Annotated in this window: 21 protein-coding genes; 7 read left to right on the forward strand and 14 right to left on the reverse strand. The window is 41.4% G+C overall.

Going from position 1 to position 17,702, the window contains the following annotated elements:
• Positions 1–10 precede the first annotated feature (10 nt).
• The 10 genes from AC0VZ9_RS16995 to AC0VZ9_RS17040 all read right to left on the reverse strand — a co-directional run bounded on the left by AC0VZ9_RS16995 (position 11) and on the right by AC0VZ9_RS17040 (position 7,605).
• Complete coding sequence (locus AC0VZ9_RS16995; protein WP_475396520.1) at positions 11–1,306, reverse strand: arsenic transporter; 1,296 nt, start codon at positions 1,304–1,306, stop codon at positions 11–13.
• 14 nt (positions 1,307–1,320) lie between these two features.
• Positions 1,321–1,665 carry an ArsR/SmtB family transcription factor gene (locus tag AC0VZ9_RS17000; RefSeq protein ID WP_019382351.1) on the reverse strand — a complete coding sequence of 115 codons (345 nt, stop codon included), beginning with the start codon at positions 1,663–1,665 and terminating at the stop codon, positions 1,321–1,323.
• Positions 1,666–2,239: 574 nt separating this feature from the next.
• Positions 2,240–2,737 carry an arsinothricin resistance N-acetyltransferase ArsN1 family A gene (locus tag AC0VZ9_RS17005; RefSeq protein ID WP_475396521.1) on the reverse strand — a complete coding sequence of 166 codons (498 nt, stop codon included), beginning with the start codon at positions 2,735–2,737 and terminating at the stop codon, positions 2,240–2,242.
• Between the two features lie 12 nt (positions 2,738–2,749).
• Positions 2,750–4,000 (reverse strand): MFS transporter, encoded by a 1,251-nt coding sequence (locus AC0VZ9_RS17010; RefSeq protein WP_475396522.1) that lies wholly within the window; start codon positions 3,998–4,000, stop codon positions 2,750–2,752.
• A 23-nt stretch (positions 4,001–4,023) separates the two neighbouring features.
• Positions 4,024–4,233, reverse strand: a complete 210-nt coding sequence (locus AC0VZ9_RS17015; protein ID WP_034296789.1) for a hypothetical protein — start codon at positions 4,231–4,233, stop codon at positions 4,024–4,026.
• A 39-nt stretch (positions 4,234–4,272) separates the two neighbouring features.
• Positions 4,273–5,652 (reverse strand): FAD-dependent oxidoreductase, encoded by a 1,380-nt coding sequence (locus tag AC0VZ9_RS17020; RefSeq protein WP_475396523.1) that lies wholly within the window; start codon positions 5,650–5,652, stop codon positions 4,273–4,275.
• Positions 5,653–5,724: 72 nt separating this feature from the next.
• Positions 5,725–6,174: a MarR family winged helix-turn-helix transcriptional regulator gene (locus AC0VZ9_RS17025; protein ID WP_009333752.1), complete on the reverse strand. Its 450-nt coding sequence runs from the start codon at positions 6,172–6,174 to the stop codon at positions 5,725–5,727.
• A 121-nt stretch (positions 6,175–6,295) separates the two neighbouring features.
• Complete coding sequence (locus AC0VZ9_RS17030) at positions 6,296–6,610, reverse strand: DMT family transporter (RefSeq protein WP_009333751.1); 315 nt, start codon at positions 6,608–6,610, stop codon at positions 6,296–6,298.
• Positions 6,610–6,945 (reverse strand): DMT family transporter, encoded by a 336-nt coding sequence (locus tag AC0VZ9_RS17035; protein WP_009333750.1) that lies wholly within the window; start codon positions 6,943–6,945, stop codon positions 6,610–6,612. Before AC0VZ9_RS17035 ends, AC0VZ9_RS17030 begins: the two co-directional genes overlap by 1 nt.
• A gap of 75 nt (positions 6,946–7,020) precedes the next feature.
• On the reverse strand, positions 7,021–7,605 hold the full coding sequence (locus tag AC0VZ9_RS17040) for a TetR/AcrR family transcriptional regulator (RefSeq protein ID WP_009333749.1): 585 nt from the start codon (positions 7,603–7,605) through the stop codon (positions 7,021–7,023).
• Between the two features lie 192 nt (positions 7,606–7,797).
• On the opposite strand from AC0VZ9_RS17040, the gene AC0VZ9_RS17045 reads away from it, so the two are divergent.
• Positions 7,798–8,532: an SDR family NAD(P)-dependent oxidoreductase gene (locus AC0VZ9_RS17045; protein ID WP_475396524.1), complete on the forward strand. Its 735-nt coding sequence runs from the start codon at positions 7,798–7,800 to the stop codon at positions 8,530–8,532.
• A gap of 97 nt (positions 8,533–8,629) precedes the next feature.
• On the opposite strand, the gene AC0VZ9_RS17050 is transcribed toward AC0VZ9_RS17045, so the two are convergent.
• Positions 8,630–9,379, reverse strand: coding sequence for an SDR family NAD(P)-dependent oxidoreductase (locus tag AC0VZ9_RS17050; protein ID WP_475396525.1), 750 nt, complete (start codon positions 9,377–9,379; stop codon positions 8,630–8,632).
• A gap of 75 nt (positions 9,380–9,454) precedes the next feature.
• On the opposite strand from AC0VZ9_RS17050, the gene AC0VZ9_RS17055 reads away from it, so the two are divergent.
• The 5 genes from AC0VZ9_RS17055 to AC0VZ9_RS17075 all read left to right on the forward strand — a co-directional run bounded on the left by AC0VZ9_RS17055 (position 9,455) and on the right by AC0VZ9_RS17075 (position 13,628).
• Positions 9,455–9,967 carry a PadR family transcriptional regulator gene (locus AC0VZ9_RS17055; protein ID WP_475396526.1) on the forward strand — a complete coding sequence of 171 codons (513 nt, stop codon included), beginning with the start codon at positions 9,455–9,457 and terminating at the stop codon, positions 9,965–9,967.
• A 238-nt stretch (positions 9,968–10,205) separates the two neighbouring features.
• Entirely contained in the window at positions 10,206–11,396 is a 1,191-nt protein-coding gene (locus tag AC0VZ9_RS17060; protein ID WP_475397512.1) for a CynX/NimT family MFS transporter, read from the forward strand.
• A 269-nt stretch (positions 11,397–11,665) separates the two neighbouring features.
• Positions 11,666–12,175, forward strand: coding sequence for a COG4315 family predicted lipoprotein (locus tag AC0VZ9_RS17065; RefSeq protein WP_475396527.1), 510 nt, complete (start codon positions 11,666–11,668; stop codon positions 12,173–12,175).
• A gap of 129 nt (positions 12,176–12,304) precedes the next feature.
• Positions 12,305–12,889, forward strand: coding sequence for an RNA polymerase sigma factor (locus AC0VZ9_RS17070; protein WP_009333743.1), 585 nt, complete (start codon positions 12,305–12,307; stop codon positions 12,887–12,889).
• The gene (locus tag AC0VZ9_RS17075; protein ID WP_009333742.1) at positions 12,879–13,628 is read left to right on the forward strand and encodes an anti-sigma factor; all 750 of its coding nucleotides are present in this window, start codon (positions 12,879–12,881) and stop codon (positions 13,626–13,628) included. Before AC0VZ9_RS17070 ends, AC0VZ9_RS17075 begins: the two co-directional genes overlap by 11 nt.
• A 49-nt stretch (positions 13,629–13,677) precedes the next feature.
• Here AC0VZ9_RS17075 and AC0VZ9_RS17080 read toward each other — a convergent pair whose 3' ends face one another.
• The 3 genes from AC0VZ9_RS17080 to pdxR all read right to left on the reverse strand — a co-directional run bounded on the left by AC0VZ9_RS17080 (position 13,678) and on the right by pdxR (position 16,606).
• Complete coding sequence (locus AC0VZ9_RS17080) at positions 13,678–14,121, reverse strand: outer membrane protein assembly factor BamD (protein ID WP_019382361.1); 444 nt, start codon at positions 14,119–14,121, stop codon at positions 13,678–13,680.
• Between the two features lie 115 nt (positions 14,122–14,236).
• Complete coding sequence (locus tag AC0VZ9_RS17085; RefSeq protein WP_475396528.1) at positions 14,237–15,031, reverse strand: extracellular solute-binding protein; 795 nt, start codon at positions 15,029–15,031, stop codon at positions 14,237–14,239.
• 183 nt (positions 15,032–15,214) lie between these two features.
• Entirely contained in the window at positions 15,215–16,606 is a 1,392-nt protein-coding gene (gene pdxR, locus AC0VZ9_RS17090) for a MocR-like pyridoxine biosynthesis transcription factor PdxR (RefSeq protein WP_009333739.1), read from the reverse strand.
• Between the two features lie 101 nt (positions 16,607–16,707).
• Here pdxR and AC0VZ9_RS17095 point away from each other — a divergent pair, with 101 nt between their 5' ends.
• On the forward strand, positions 16,708–17,637 hold the full coding sequence (locus tag AC0VZ9_RS17095) for a DMT family transporter (RefSeq protein WP_009333738.1): 930 nt from the start codon (positions 16,708–16,710) through the stop codon (positions 17,635–17,637).
• Positions 17,638–17,702 lie beyond the last annotated feature (65 nt).

Genomic DNA, 17,702 nt, shown 5'->3' on the forward strand with positions numbered 1-17,702 from the left:
GGTAAGTTTTTTAAAGGATCTGCAGCCAAATATATAGACCGGCTAATGTTATAAATAATGTTGGAATGGTTAATACAATCCCTGTTTTAAAATACGTTCCCCATGAGATTTTTACTCCCTTTAGGGACAATACATGAAGCCATAGCAAGGTTGCCAGGGAACCAATCGGCGTGATTTTCGGGCCTAAATCAGATCCAATCACGTTCGCATAAATAAGGGCTTCACGCATGAGTCCGCTTGTATTCGTATCAGCAATGGCCAGGGCATCAATCATAACGGTTGGCATATTGTTCATGACAGATGAAAGGATGGCCGCAATGAATCCCATTCCGATCGTGGCTGCAAATAGTCCCTGGTCCGCTGTCATTTGAATTAAGTCTGCCAATATATTTGTAAGACCCGCATTTCTTAATCCGTAAACCACAACATACATGCCAATTGAAAAGAAAACGATCGCCCATGGAGCACCCTTGATGACAGTACGCGTATTCACAGCCGGGCTTCTTCGCGCCATAATCAGGAAGAAAATGGTTATATTGCCTGCAATGAATGAAACGGGGACACCAATCCATTCACTTGCAAAATAACCAATTAATAAGATGCCTAAAACAAGCCAGGACAATCGGAACATTTTGCTGTCCCGAACTGCTTCCGCCGGTTCCTTCAAATGAGATAAATCATAATTTTTTGGTATGCTTTTTCTAAAGTATAGGAATAAGACTAAAATGCTGGCTGCCAGCGAAAAGAAGTTCGGAATAATCATGCGGGACGCATATTCCACAAAGCCGATGCCAAAAAAGTCAGCTGAGACGATATTGACAAGGTTGCTGACAACCAATGGCAGGGACGTTGTATCCGCAATAAATCCGCTCGCAATGATAAACGGAAAAACCAATTTTTCTTCAAATTGAAGGTTCCGGACCATTGCGAGGACGATTGGCGTGAGAATGAGTGCCGCTCCATCATTCGCAAAGAATGCTGCGACAACCGCTCCCAAAACGGACACGTAAATGAACATCTTCACTCCGCTGCCCTTTGCCGCTCTCGCCATATGTAAAGCGGCCCACTCGAAAAACCCGATTTCATCTAAAATAAGAGATATAATGATGATGGCAATAAAAGTTAATGTCGCATTCCAGACAATTGAAGTAACATCTATAACATCATGGAAGTCAACCACACCCGCAATTAAGGCCAGGATGGCTCCACCGCATGCTGACCAGCCGATGGATAGCCCTTTTGGCTGCCAAATGACTAATATGAGGGTGACCAAGAAAATCACCGATGCTAAAATTATTTGAGTCAATGTGTTCCCCCCTCTTACTCACAGGAAATTCGCAAACCCTGTTCTTTCAATTTTTCTAATAAATAATCTTGGCTTGGAAGGTGATCGAGCACAGTCTGAACCAAAGTATAGTATTCACTATCCTGATTCAATGAATAAATAATCCACTGACCTCTTCTGGTTTCCCTTACCACACCTGCATCTTTTAGTTTCCTGAGATGCTGGCTAATGGCCGGCTGGCTCATTTTAAAAATTTCCACAAACTCACACACACAGCAATCATGGTTTTTTAAAAGTTTGACCATTGTGAGCCGTGTTTTATCGCCTAATAATTTTAAAATGGATGATGCTTTGTCGATTTCAACTGTGGACACTTTCACGATCTTTTCACCCCCGCTTTGCACATATTAATATATAATAATTTACTTATATAAGTAAATGCTTTTTTTCTTATTTACAAAAACTTTACACATATAGTTGGCTTTTTTTACTTCAGCTGCATTCATTTTGGTTTGCTGGTTTTGACAAAAGAGCTTATTGGAACAGAGCCGTTTTTTTGTGCGGTTGCCTTACTTAAGGCTTTTTCGAACAAGGGGATTTTACTATGAAGAGCTGACTATAGATAGCACTCCGTTCCTTCGGACAGGCGAGGGAGAAATCTAAGAGACCCGGTCTGAACTTAGTCCAACTTCGAACAGGTAAAAAAAAGCCGAGAGATCCTGTCTGAACCTTCTCGAACTTCGGACAGGCAAACAAAAATTCCGAGAGATCCTGTCTGAACCTTCTCCAGCTTCGGACAGGCAAACAAAAAAGCCGAAAGATCCTGTCCGAACATTGTCCAACTTCGGACAGATAAACAGGAAATCCGGGAAACTCTGTCTGAACCTCTTCCCCCTCCGAACTTTTAAGAAAAAGCCCACAAAAAAACGGCTAAACCAATAGCCGCACCTTTAATTAAAGCAGTTTTTCCATAGCCATCACATCGACAAACTCTCCATCCAAAACACCCTGGTTTTGAAATACGCCTACTTCACGATACCCCATTTTCTTGTACAGTCCCTGTCCAAGTCCATTAAATGGAAAAGTAAACAAAACCAGCTTATGAAACTTGTTTTCTTTTGCTTTCATTTCGAGAGCAGAAAGCAGCTTCCCGCCTGCTCCCTTGCCCCTGAATGCTCTGGAGATATAGACTGATAGATCTGCCACTCCATCATAAGCACAGCGGCTGCTATACGGATTCAAGGAAGCCCAGCCAATCACTTGATCCCCTTCTTCAGCGGCAAGTACACTATATCGGCCTTGATGCTGTTCAAACCAGTTTGTCATATAGGAAAGATCTTTTGCCTCTGTTTCCAATGTAGCGATGCGATCTTCTATTCCCTGATTATAAATCTCCAGAATATCCTCTAAATCTGTCTTTCTGGCTTCACGAATAACAGTTTCACTTATCATTTCTGGTCCCCGCTAATAAGATTCATAGATCTCTTTTTTTATACATGTGTTTAACCTCTTTGCTAACAATATCCAAATCGCTGCTAAAATAATCAGTATGATCGAACCGCCCCAATATAAAAATGTAAAACCCGCCTCTAACTGTATTAATATGTAACTAAGCGCCGGGCCTAAAGCTGCCCCCATATCTTGAGAGATTGAGTATATCGTAAGGAAAGATACAATGTTTGCAGTCTTTGCTGTGTCCAGTGCAATCGTGTCCAGAATGGTAGATAAAATTGTAGCACCGGCCATTACTAAAAGAGTAACGGCTATCCACAGCTCTAATGGAAGTCTAATGGATACCATGCCAAAGACAACCCCTGCAAAAATCAGGGACACAATAAAAATCGGCAGCCTCCCACGCGCTCCATCAGACCAATGCCCCACTGTCCTTCCCAAAAAAGGTTCCCATGTCCACCTTACCGCTTGAATGATGCCTGATAATAATGTAACACTGACAACCACATTCCATATTGATATATTCTCTCCGTAAAAATGTTCAATCAAGGAACTAAGTGTGGATGTCACTATTCCTTGATATAACATGGCAATTAGAAAGCCTGAAACAATTATCGATGCTTTATATCCGGCCTTTCCAATGAAAGGCGTCTCTTTAGCCATTCTATCTTTCTTTTCAGGAGTTTTAACATCCTGATTTATTTTAGAAATCAGCATTAAAGGCAGCCCCAATAGGGACAAAAACCCAAATGCAATTGAAACCGTGCTCAAACCTATAACCGGAACGAACAAGCCCCCAATCAGCATTCCAACCAGGCTTCCAGTACGGTAAAGCCCGTTATATAACCCCATGGAACTTCCCCGCTTATTGTTATCCGCATATACGGCAACAGCTGATAATCCGCCTATTCGAAAAAATGACCAGGCAATCCCCCATAATGCACGGAGGATCACCCATGCCGCAAATCCTTCGAAAACACCATAACCAATCGTTGTGAATCCGCCTAACAGAACAGCAACGATCAGGCCAGCCTTTAATGAAATATGTTTATATATCCAGCCTGCTATTGGATTAAAAGGCAATCGTATGAAACGGTTTATGGATAGGAGCACACCCACTTGCCAAATTGAATCAAGGCCTGCAGTTTCCCAATAGACAGGCAAGGCAATATAAAGGATGGAATCTCCTAATAGACTTAAAGCTGTGACGACGGCGACTATTATAATAGGCTTTGAAGATAATTGATCTTTAATAGTCACCATGATTCATCCTCTCCGGAGTTTTCTTAATCATTGGGATGTTTCATTAAATCCCGATAAGCCAAAAGAAATTGTGTATACGTTTCCTGCCCCATTTCACTTTCGCGCAATCGAAACAGCCTTTCAAAGGTTCTATCTTTGGCTTCCTCAACAGAACATCCAAATGCATTCATGAGTAATTTCATATATGAAATAAAATATTCTTTTTTGAGCGATCCAGCATGATTGATGGTCATTGGCATCACCTTTATTAGGGAACTAATTCTCCCCTTTATTTAATTGCAGCAAGTAGAAGCAGGTTCATCACAGGAACTTTTTAGATTAACGCTGCAAACACCCGTTTCCGGCAAATCGAGTTCCACTTTTTCAGCAGCGGCGAAATCACCGCTTAGATAAGCTGCCACTGACCTAACCTGCTCATAGCCTGTCGCCATCAAGAAGGTTGGAGCACGGCCATAGCTTTTTGAACCCACGATATAAAAATTCTTCTCAGGCTGTCTTAACTCCTTTTCTCCATGGGGGCGAACTGTACCGCAGCTATGAATATTAGGATCAATTAATGGTGCCAAAGCTTCTACACTTTCAGTTGCAGAATCTATAGAAGTACGGAGTTCGTTTATCATTGCAAAATCCGGACGGCTTCCTGTATTGACAATCATTTCATCGATTCCTTCCAGGCTGCCCGGCTTGCCGTTTTGGCTGCCTATTAACTCGATTCCCGTTTCTGACTTTTTGACCAGCTGGATGCGAAATGGAGTAATGGCCTCCACTTGGCCGTTATCAACCAATTGGCGGATTCTGCTTCCGAGGCGGCCGCGTGCTTCAAGTGCATCTTTTTCTTCTCCTCTGTAGGAATCCTCAACCTGATTCCTTCTCATAATCCATAGAATCTCTGTTTCAGGATAGGTCTCTTTCAATTCGGCTAAATCCAGCAAGGCATTAATGGCTGAATGGCCACCCCCGACAACTGCTATCCGTTTATTCCTATAGCGCTGCTGCTCACTCCCTAATATATCGGGTATTCCATAATATATTTTCTCCTTCAGCTGCTGTTCTTCTGCCAGCCAAATTCCGCTTGACGAAGCTGGATTAGGATTTCCCCAGGTGCCTGCAGCATCTATTACTGCTTTTGATTCGTATGTTTTGTACTCTCCATTCTCCTCAGCATGGATAACAAAGGGAATATTTTCCCGGTTTGCGGTTTTCATTTTATCGGTGTCTTTTCTGCCAACTGACAAAACTTTCGTATTTAGGTGAATGAAAGGCTTTATTTCAGGTAACCTGGACAGCGGCTTGAGATAGTGTTCAACAAGCTCTTCCCCTGTAGGCAAAGCTTCCAGCTGCGGCTGTACCCAGCCATTGGCGCTTAATAACCTGGCAGCCGCTTTATCAATATTGTACCGCCATGGTGAGAATAACCGAATATGACCCCAGCTTTTAATATTGGCTCCTGCTTGCTTCCCTGACTCCAGCAAAATAAATGATTGCCCCCTGCTTGCCAGATGTGCAGCTGCTGCCAGCCCAACCGGCCCCGCGCCAATTATAGCCACAGGCAACTCTCTTCCATCATCCCTATTTAGCGACGCCTTTTCTGATACATCTTTCTTAGACGTGCAGCACCCTTTGACAACAAAAAGATCATTCTGATTCGTCATGCTCTCTCCTCTTTCTCCAAATTAGGATTGATTGCTTTTACTTGCAATATACAAGTATTATACCCAGGGGATTCACCCCTGTATTGGCTTACAGCATGCACTGGACTTTGCCATTGCATTATTTAACAAATGAATCGAGCGGATGACTGTTTCTTTTTCAAACTCATTCATTTGTGAAAAAACCTCATGTAAAAATGAATTCATCTGCTGATCTATTGAACCTGCAATATATTTGCCTTCTGCAGTCAGCGAAAGAATACTGATTCTCTTATCAGCAGGATCCGGTGTTTTCTTAACTAAGTTCATCTTGACTAAAGATTGAACCTGCCTGCTGAAAGTAGTAATATCCGTCCCTAACGTATCTGCAATCTGCTGCATGGAGGGGTTATGCTGATTGTCAATCTCATAAAGAATATGGCTTTGAATGAGGGAAATATCGCAACCGCCGACATTGCAGCAATTTTTATTGAGTAAGCCAAAACGGCGCGTCATTACTTGAAACAAACTGCGAAGATTTTCCATTATTTTCACCTCTTGGTTACAGTATAGTTCTTTTAGTTGTATTTTGCAACTAATTTCTTTTTCAAAAAAACAGACCATCACTTTTAAGGTCTGCTTCTGATATTAATAGCCTAAGGAGTTCTTAAGATGTCATCCCCAGTCCAATAACACCAACTAAGATGAATGCCAGGGATAAATATTGCTTATAACCAAATTTTTCTTTAAACCAAAACAAACCAGCCAGCGTAATGCCAATGCTCCCCACTCCTGTCCAAATAGCATAGGCCACACCGGCTGGAATCCTTTGCATGGCCATAGATAAACAGAAGAAAGAGAAAATAAAACCAACTGCCATTATAACGATCGGCCATTTCTTTCTCGTTCCATCCATGTATTTCATGGCAATTGTAGCGACCACTTCTTCTATGCCCGCCAGAATCAATAATCCCCAAGCCATTATAATTCACCTCTCACTTCAGTGTTTTCCTGTTTCGTAAAAGTCTTCATGCCAATGATCCCTGCCAATAATATCACCAGAAAAAATACTTGAGTTACCGAAAAAGGCTCCCCCATGATCACACCTAAAATATAAGTGCCTACAGTTCCAATCCCGACAAATACGGTATAAGCTGCCGCAACAGGAATTACTTTATATGAGCGAATCAATAGTATAAAGCTTGCTGCTATCAGTACAGTGGTAATCGTCCATTCCAGAAATGAATCTGCATATTTTAAACCTGAAGCCCACATCACTTCAAGGATGCCGGCTGTAAATACTAACATCCATTTCATTTGCTCTCAACTCCTTATGAATGACAGTCAGTCATTTTTCTTTAAAGAAAAATTATTGGAAGCAGTCCAATAATTTTAGTCCGTGATTAATGATTTCCTGATAAATTTAAAAAGCTCTTCCTTATAAACAGTCAGGGACTCATCCCGCTCGCCGCCAATATAATATCTTTCAGCAGCATTTTCGATAAGGTTAATGATGGTCCTTGAGGTCCACTTCACATTAATGTCTGGTAAAATTTCTTCTTTTTGAACCGCCTTGCTGATTTCAACCTCAAGCCATTCGTAATATGGCCGGTATACCTCTTCCCATTTTTCCAGGGAATGGTTGACAGCAAGCCCTGAGTATACAAGTACGATGATATCTTTATGTTCATCTGTAACCTTAAAGGTCTCATCAATGACGGCATCTAAAGTGCTCCAGAAGCTTTCTGCTCCCTGCACCTTCCTCTTCATCCGATCCAGTATTTTGGTGAGAAGTGAATTGGCGATCGCAGGAACCAAATCACTTTTTGAAGAAAAATATAAATAGAACGTTCCCTGAGCAATGCCTGCTTTCTTAACGATCTCTGATACCGAGGATTTTTCAAGGCCTTTTTCAGAAATAACCTCAATAGAAGCGTTCAGTATTCTACTGTATTTATCATCCGGCCGATCCTGCATGTATATATCCTCCTTGTTCAAAGTGACTGACTGTCATTCATTATACCAATCCTTTCCCTTTCTATCAAGAATAATGAAATGTCCCTTAAAACTTGTTATTTTCCCAGAACTAATTACTTTGCGCAAAGTATATTTTCGATTATACTTAATTTGCAAACGCATTTTAAAAAGATACATCAAGGGGGAATTGTAATGGGGAAATTTGATAATAAAATTGTATTGGTTACTGGCGGAGCATCTGGAATGGGAAAACGAATGACTGAGCTTTTAGTCGAAGAAGGCGCTTATGTTATTGCAGCGGACATTAATAAAGAGCTCTTGAACGCTGTCAGCCAAAATGCCTCAGTGGAAGGCAAATTGCTGAATGTCATGTCAGAGGATGATTGGAAAAAGGCAGTGGAAGAAATCGTTGCCGATCATGGAAGAATCGATGTTCTTATTAATAATGCCGGCATTTCAAGCGAGAAGCATATGGATGATGTGACCATTGAAGATTGGGATCTAATGATGCGCATAAATGGTTTCGGGCCATTTGCAGGAATGAAGCATGTATTGCCGCAGATGGTCAAACAGCAAAGCGGTGCAGTTGTGAATATTTCAAGCTACACAGCCATGGTGGGGATGGGGACAAACACGTACACTGCTTCAAAAGGTGCTGTCAGAGCCATCTCCAGAGCGGCAAGCACACAGTATGGCCGTTTCGGTATCAGGGTTAACGCCGTCTTCCCTGGCGTCATTAAAACGCCAATGACAGAAAACCTGTCAGAATCCAGTGAAGTGCTGCAAAGATTAATTCAGGCCACTCCGCTCCAAAGACTTGGTGAAGCGGATGACGTGGCACGCGCTGTATTGTTCCTTGCTTCAGATGATTCTTCATATATTACAGGAGCAGAATTAGTTATTGACGGCGGCTTTTCTGCACAATAGAAAAGCGGAAGGGTCTTTAAGCCAGACAATTAACTAACTTCAGAGCAGGTAAGCCTATCTCAAACAAAGAAACTGTCCAAGGAGACAGTTTCTTTGTTTATGTTAACTTTTGCGTTCCGCCGTCTACCATTATTGTCTGTCCGGTAATATAAGAGCTGCTTTCGCTGCTTAAGAATACAGCCGTTTCCCCAATATCCTTTTCCGGATCCCCCATGCGGCCAAGCGGAATTCCATTGAGTACCTGCTCATATTGATCAGGGAAGTTCTCGCTCCAATTTTTCACGCCTTCAGTATAAGCGATTGGTGAGATTAAATTCACATTAATCTGATCCTTAGCCCACTCATTTGCAACGGTTCGCGTCAAACCGCGAATCGCTTCTTTTGCAGATCCATAGGAAGCCTGGTTAACCTGGCCCGAAATACCGGCACCTGAAGCAAAGTTAATCACGAATCCTTTATTTTTCTTAAGCTGTTCGTATGAGGCTTGCATTAAATGGACAGTAGGGTAAAATCCTGTATTAAAGGATAATTCAAAGTCTTCCAGTGTTGTATTCACAAATGGCATCTGTCTGGAAACATGCGCGTTGTTGACAAGGATATCCAATTTTCCATACTGTGAGATAGTCTCCTGCACAAGCTCTACGGCATTTTCCTTCCGGGATATGTCTTTTTCAATAAAAAGAATCGATCCAAACTGGCGTAATTGCTTTACAGCCGCTTCTCCGGCTTCCCGGTTGATATCTGCAATCACAACGTTAGCGCCATGTTTCAGCATAGCTGTAGCTATTCCCTTGCCAATTCCGCCGGCACCGCCTGTAATTAATGCAACTTTGTCCTTTAGATTCATATGATCTCCTCCTCACCTTTATTATAAATCATTCACTACTTTGCACAAAGTAATTATTTAAAAGGAGCTGCTATTATGTCCATGCAAATCGTGATTCTCGGTCTTTTAAAAGAGAAAGAATATCATCCATATGAAATGAAAAAAGTTATTTTAGAACACAAATGGGATCAGCTATTCCCCGTTACGGACGGCAATTTATATCATGCCATCCGCAAACTCGAAAAACATAAGTGGATCCAGGCGGAAAAGCGGGAACAGGTGAATAACCGGCCAAACCGCACTGTCTATCAAATTACTGAAGAAGGAAAAAATCAGCTTTCAGAAGAGATCATTGAGGTGTTTAAAAAACGGATGCCTGAACCTCGTTCCCTTTATCCAGCCCTATTATTTATCGAATCACCCGAAGTCCCTGCAGCAGCAGAGCATATTAAATCCTGGATCTCCGATCTGAAGACAGAAAGTGAAGTGAAGCATGATTACCAAGACGTCATTCCGAACCTGATCCAGGAGCATTATAAAGGGTTAAATGAGTTTTATATGAATTGGCTTTCTAAAATTCTTGATGCATTAGAATCAGTATTAAAATAGAAGTAAGGGGTACCTCCCCTTGCTTTTTATATATCCGGCTGTTTCCTCAGATTTATCCCCATCTAATAAACTGTAAAAATATTGCCATTTTGCTTAAAAGCTATGTACTTTTAGCTCAAAAGCAATTATACTATTCTGAATATTGTCTTTTCGTTACGCGAAGGATTTTCGAAATACCTTTAAGGAGTGTCTTTAGTTGAGAAGTTCAGCAAAATTTGATTCAAAAACCTTTTTCCTGATGGCCGGCATTATTTTTGTTGCTTTTAATTTACGCCCTGCGATTACATCAGTTGGGCCATTGATCGGAGCAATCCGGGATGAAACGGGAATTTCCAATGGTGCAGCAGGCCTTCTGACTACCCTTCCGCTCGTTGCCTTCGCCCTGCTCTCTCCTTTTGTTCCGAGGATTGCCCAAAAGCTTGGAAGTGAATGGAGCATTCTATTGGGTTTGACTATTTTGGGATCCGGCATTGCTGCACGTTCTGTAGGGATGCTTCCGCCTCTGTACATAGGAACTATTTTAATAGGTTTAGGCGTAGGTCTTTGCAATGTGCTTCTTCCTGGAATGGTCAAGGAAAAGTTTCCGCAGAAGGTTGGCCTGCTTACAGGCATTTATACATTTTCAATGGGGATTTGTGCAGGGCTTGCGCCAGGATTCAGTATCCCGATTGCAGAAGATCTTGGCCTGGGATGGAGGCTTTCACTTGGTGTATGGACCATCTTAATCCTTATCGCCATTATTGTCTGGCTTCCTCAGATCAGATTGCGAAAGAAAAAAACGGAAGCACCTAAAGGTTCTGCACCAAAGGGTTCTATCTGGTCCTCACCCATCGCCTGGCAGGTCACACTGTTTATGGGATTGCAATCAATGGTCTATTTCAGCATCACCACCTGGCTCCCCGAAATTCTTCATAGCCAGGGGCGGGAAATCGCTGCTGCTGGATGGATGGTAACAGTTTTCCAGTTTTCGGGACTCCCTGTTAATTTTATTATTCCGGTTCTTGCCGATCGGCTGCCTAACCAAAAGGGGATTGCTCTTGGCATCGGCATTTTCACTTTTGCCGGCATAACGGGACTCCTGATGAATATCAATGCCATCATCTCTAACATCAGTATTGTTCTCCTCGGGATTGGTCTTGGGGCTGCAATCAGTCATTCCTTAACCCTGATCGGCCTTCGTGCTGAAAATGCCAAACAGGCAGCCAGTCTTTCAGGAATGGCACAATCCGTCGGCTACCTGCTTGCCGCGGCAGGACCGATACTCATCGGCTCACTGTATGACCTGTTTCACTCCTGGACCGTTCCACTTATCTTCCTTATGGCCATTACTGCCATCTTTACTATTTCCGGAATTGGGGCAGGGCGTAATCAATTTGTTTTGCAGGATAAGCACAATAAACAGGATAAAACTGCATCAACTATAGCATAATGCAAAAAAACAGCAGCCGGTTCACATAAGACCGGCTGCTGTTTCATTAGTATTATTTCCCCTGATTCATCAGCGCACTCAAATCAGGCTAGTCAGATTAGAAAGTTATATACAAATATAAAATTGTTAAATTTATCAATGCCACAATACGCGTTGTTGATTCCGCCCTGTTTTAAGGAATCTTAAAAAATTTTAATTTTGTTTAAAACCGTTTACCCCTCCCCTGCGTTACCTGTATTTGATAAGAAAAAATAACGGAGGGATTAAACATGAAAACAAAAATTTATTTTTGGACAATTCTTTTAGCTGGCATACTTTTTGCAGGATGCAGCTCTCAGGAAAAACCAGAAAGCACAGGTACAAAAGAACAAGCACAAGAAACAACAACAGCGGTTAACAACGAGTCAGAAAAAGATCTTGCAGAATCGGATGCGAAACTTCAACTGATGGAAAACAAAAAAATTGGTAAATATCTTACAGATGCTAAAGGTATGGCACTTTACTTCTTTGCAAAAGATCAGCCAAATACATCAAATTGCAGTGGAGATTGCCTTGAAAACTGGCCTGCTTTCTACTCTGAAGATTTTGCCGTTCCGGAAGGATTTAATAAAGAAGACTTCGGAACGATTACTCGCGCTGACACTGGTGAGAAACAAACGACCTACAAGGGCTATCCGCTTTACTACTTCGTAAAGGACGGAACATCTGGTGATGTAAAGGGACAAGGCGTCAAAGATGTTTGGTTTATTGTTAACAGCGAAACATCATTTGCACAATAATGGATACTGCCGAAGGAACTGCCTGGTTTATCGGCAGTTCTTTTTTTCCTCCCCCATCAAATTTTCCCGTCAATCTATGTTAACATCTATACTAAATAATTTCGTTTAACAAGGGAGCGATTTCCGTCAATGAAGTCTAAGTCAGATGAAGAACTTATAGAATTAATTGTTCAAAATCATCGGCCAGCACTTGAAGAGCTATATGACCGATATGTAAAGCTTATTTATAGCTTCTCCATAAAAATAACCAAAGGCGATACGGAAAAAACGAAAGAAATTGTTCAGCAGGTGTTCCTTCGGCTTTGGACGACAAAAAGCACCTATAATGCATCCCAAGGACAGTTTGTGAACTGGCTTCTCACCATAACTCGAAACATTTCCATAGATCTCATCCGTAAAGAACAAAAATATAAAGGAACGGTCCAATTGGAGCTTGAGGACTGGCAGCAAATGCAAGGTCTGCCAGCTGATGATGTACAGCAGCAAGTTACCAGAAATCAGCTAAAACAGCAGATTCAAGAAGCAAAACGACATCTCTCTGAACCTCAGCAGCGCCTGATCAACTTATTATATTGGGAAGGGTACTCCTTAAGTGAAATTGCAGAACTTGAACAAAAGCCGCTGGGTACGATTAAAAGCCGCCTGCATCAGGCCTTAAAGAAACTGCGGAATAATTTCAGCGGGAAAATAGGAGGTGTTCGGCATGGAGAATAAATGTGATAATTTATCTTTATATATTATAAATGAACTTAATAACCAAGATAAAAAACAGTTCGAAGACCATCTGCTAAAATGCGCAAAATGCCAGCAGGAACTCAAATCTATACAAGAAACATGGCAAATGCTTTCTTATGATGTAGAAGAAACAGAGGTACCGGAATCATTGAAGTCACAAGTGATGGATTTTGTCTTTGAAGAAAATAAATTTCTTAAACACGAAGAAAAAATAGAAGCCGAACCGATTAGCTTTAAAGAACGAATTTTATCAGTTACCAAAAGGCATTTCTCACCCCTATCCACTGCTGTAACAGCTATTTTAATCATTTGTTTAATTGGGTTTTATTGGAACAGCCTTCAATTGAAAGATACTATTAAGTCATTAGAGAATAAAGCTGCTGATCCGACACAAATTGTTACGACTTATTCCTTAACAGGGCAAAGCTTAGCTGCTTCTGCAACCGGCAGCGCATACCTTCTTCAGGAAGGTACGGAAACAAGTCTTGTCATTGCCTTGAATAATATGCCTATTACGAAGGGTAATGAGGTTTACCAAGTATGGCTGTTAAAAAACGGAAACCGGCAAAGTGCTGGCACTTTGATACCTGATCAAAACGGCAGCGGACTTATCACCTACCGCCTGCCTCCAGAATATTCGTTTGAAGATATTGGGATTACATTGGAACCTAATCCGTTTAACACTCAGCCGCAAGGACAAAAAGTGCTGGGGACCTAATATAATGAAATAAACCTGCCCAATAAAATTTAGGGCAGGTTTAAACTCATTATTTTTCAGCTAATTTCTCATTAAATGACTCTAATTTTTCCTTTGTTTCGGTAACCAGATCTTTCATTTTTGCTGAGTCACCCTGATCTTTCTGAGATTCACTAATTAGCGGATATAAGCTCTTTTCAATACTTTCGTAGTCTTCTGGAAAATTCTCCTCCACTTTCTTCTCAATCTCATCCCAGTTTTCCTCAAGGTCTTTGCCCTTTTTTTGTATCAGTTCCGAGTTTTCCGCCTTATTTTCCAAATTAGCTTGTAAATCATCCAGAACCGCCATTACCTCATCACTGCCATTTAAAAGCTCATCAGCCATTTGTCCGTCTGCGTTGTTTGCTTTTTCGCTGTTTGCATTTTCCTGCTTCTCATTCTCTCCATTGGAACTGCAGCCCGCTGCCAATATAATAATCACCAAAATGGATATAAATGAAAGTATTTTTTTCATTTGATCCCTCCTCGCCCATTTCATTCCCTCTTGTATTCATATCAAACTTGATAAGAGGTCACAGCCTGTTGTTTTTCGATAGAAAAATAGGCATGTTTAATAGCAGCTTACTCACTTAGTTCCATCCCCATTTTTGAAAAATCTTATGGGCTGATTCCGTTTGCAGATACTCTATGAATTTTTTAGCCTCTTTTTTATGCTGCGAAGCTTTGGCAATAGCAATAGGTGTTCCTCTGTAAATCTTTTCATCTTCCGGCATTTGGATTAATTCTGTTTCCTCTTTCAAGCGATAATGCCAGGACTCATATGTGATCCATGCAACCAGCTTTGAATTAGTCTTCCAAAGATCAATGGCTTCAGCACTGGTTTTGACTGAAATATCCATGTTTTGATTTAAACCAGCGATCAGGCCCTTTCTTCCTGCCAGGTCTTCCCAAAGACCAAGCTGGCCTGCACCGTTAACATCCACTATTTTAACTCCTGGCTTTGTTAAATCCTCTAGGGATTCTATTTTTTTGGGATTTCCTTTTCTCACCAGAATACCAGCAGCACGAGTATACAGCTCTGTTCGTGATTTTTCGTCTATCATTCCAGGGTGGTTAAAAACAAAGCTTTGCATCATATACTCTGAACCTCCGTAAATCAGGTCAGCATCCTCCTTTGCCTGCTGAATCCAATTGGATTCCGGTCCAGCCGTTACGTTCACCCTGATACCTGTTTCAGCTGAAAACTTTTCTGCAGCCTCCTTTATCGGGCCCAAAGGACCACCTGGACCATAAACTTGAACAGCTTCAGTCTGTGCGGCTTCAACTGAAGAATTTGCCGGCTCTGCGGAATTCGAAAATGCCGTAAAACCCGCTGCACCTGCCATAACAAATAGACAAACCATCAGGAAAGAAAACTTTTTCATTCAAGAAAACCTCCATCTAATTTTTCAGGCTAAGCCTGTTATAAATGGAAACGTACTGAATGGACAAACAGTTCGCTTTACTTGATAAAATGAGCATTAATAACTACTTTAAAAATCCTGCAACTGTTCTCCACATTATGGGTTTTGATAATCTACGAATGCTAAATCACCATTTTTCAGGTTTTACAATTCAAACCATGCCCTGGCCAATACCCTTATAGCTTCAAATAACTCTTCTTCAGATAGTAAAGCAAAACCAAGCAATACAGTGTGACCGTCATTTTCTCCAAATTGAGATACAGGATAAATTTTTATTCCTGCCTCTAAGGCTTTCCTGATCAGCTGTTGTTCATTCATTTCATTATTCGGCCGAAGTAATATGTGCAAACCTGAGTCCTGTCCGATTACTTCAGAACCTGGTGGAAAATACTTCGATATGGCAGCAATTAGGATATCTCTTTTCTTTCGATAAACGACCCTCATTTTCTGGATATGCTTATCCCAGTAGTCCTCCTGAAGAAATTTTATTAAAATCTCCTGATCTGTCCGGGAAACAGTTTGCGCATAAAAGAAATAATCTTCCTGATAAATCTTCAGCAAAGGTCTTGGAAGGACCATATAACTAATCCTTAGAGAGGGAAGCAGGGCTTTCGAGAATGTGCCCATATAAATTACTTTTTCATCCTTATCCAATCCCTGCAGGGCAGGAATCGGCTTGCCCGTGTAGCGGAATTCACTGTCATAGTCATCTTCAATGATATAACGTCCAGGTTTTTCCTTTGCCCATTTTAAAAGCTGCATCCTTCTGGCAATAGGCATAATCATTCCGCAAGGGAATTGGTGAGATGGAGTGACAAAGACGATGTTTGCTCCTGACTTTTTCAGCTTTGATAAAACAAGTCCATCTTGATCGAGAGGAATGTCCCTCACATTGTCCATTCCTTTTTCAAAGATGATGAGCTTGCGGTGATATCCCGGATTTTCAACAGCAAAAGTACTTCCATCCAGCAGCTGTAATAACGTTTTCATTAAATATTGTGTTCCAGATCCAAGAATGATTTGGCTTGGGGAACAATTTACACCCCTGGATTTATAGAGATACTTCGCGATCTGGTTCCGCAGCTCCTGCTCGCCTTGAGGATGGCCAAGCATTAGAACCTCGCCATTATCCCTTGTCAGGACTTGATTTGTTAATTTCCGGAACACAGAAAATGGGAACGTCCTGATATCCACCCCGGAATGAGTAAAATGATACATGAACTTACCCTCTATATGCTGCTTTTCTTCAGCGAGAGGCTCTTCATTTTCTGAAGCAAAATGATATTGTTCAACTTCACACACAAAATATCCTTTGCGTGCCTTCGATTCGATGTATCCTTCAGCCATAAGCTGTTCATATGCAGATTCAATTGTATTCTCACTAACCTGAAGATAACGGGCAAATTTCCTTTTGGATGGGAGCTTTGCATTTACCGCCAGATTGCCTGTCTTAATTTCGTTTTTAATATATTTATATAATTGCACATATAGTGGCTCACCGCTTGTAAAGTTTAGATTTGGCGTTAACTCGGACATTAATCTGGCCCCCTTCTATAATAAAAATCTGACCCTTCTAACAACACCAGTTATTATCTATAATACATGATAATTACATATATAGTAAGGAGACATACAACATGAGCAATTCACGCAGGCTGGGACTGGCCATGATTATAAGCGGTGCTTCTTTGTGGGGATTATCTGGTCCAATGCTCCAGTGGTTTTTTCAGGAGACCCACTTATCATCAAGCGATTATTTAGTTATCAGATTGATTGCGGCAGGCATTTTCACGCTCATTTTCTTATCATGCCGAAAAGTAAATGTATTTGCGATATGGAAACATCCCCGCCACTGGATACAGCTACTTCTTTTTGCTGTTTTGGGGATGCTTGGAGGGCAATATGCTTTTATTGAAACCATTCAGGTGAGCAATGCCGTTACAGCCACCCTGTTTCAATTTGCTGGTCCGGTGCTGATCACGATTTATGTGGCAATCGAGTCCAGAAGATGGCCATCCAAGACCCATTTGCTGGCCATTGTCACCGCTTTATCAGGAATTTTTCTGCTTATTACCAATGGATCTCTGGACCAAATTCTCTTGACAGATAAGGCTTTATGGATCGGATTTTTAACTGCGCTGGGATTTGCCTTTTATACATTGCAGCCTGTTTCCCTCATTAAGACCTGGGGAACGATGACAATCATAGGCTGGGGAATGCTGCTTGGCGGAATCGTCCTATATTTACTGATGCCATCATTCAGCTTTGCCAGCATGGCAGTTGCCCTTAATATTGGTACATTATCTATGTTAATTGCCATTATTGTGATCAGCACCCTCTCCTTTTTGTTCTATATAGGAAGTCTGAAGTATCTTTCCCCCACAGAAACCAGTCTTTTATCCAGTATTGAGCCGCTTGTGGCAGCTTTGATATCCTTCCTGTGGCTAAAAGAAACCTTCGGAAGCTATCAACTGCTCGGCGGTGTTTTCATCATTGCTGGAGTACTTTTCCTATCAATGAAAGAAAAAGAAGAGGAAGTCATGATTTTGCAGCAAAAAGGGGCTTAAGCGATACCATTTTGAATCATTAAGAAATCCAATAAGCCTTATTAAACAATCGGTGAAGCGGTTTT

The organism is Cytobacillus sp. QJM3NY_8 (genome assembly GCF_056173585.1).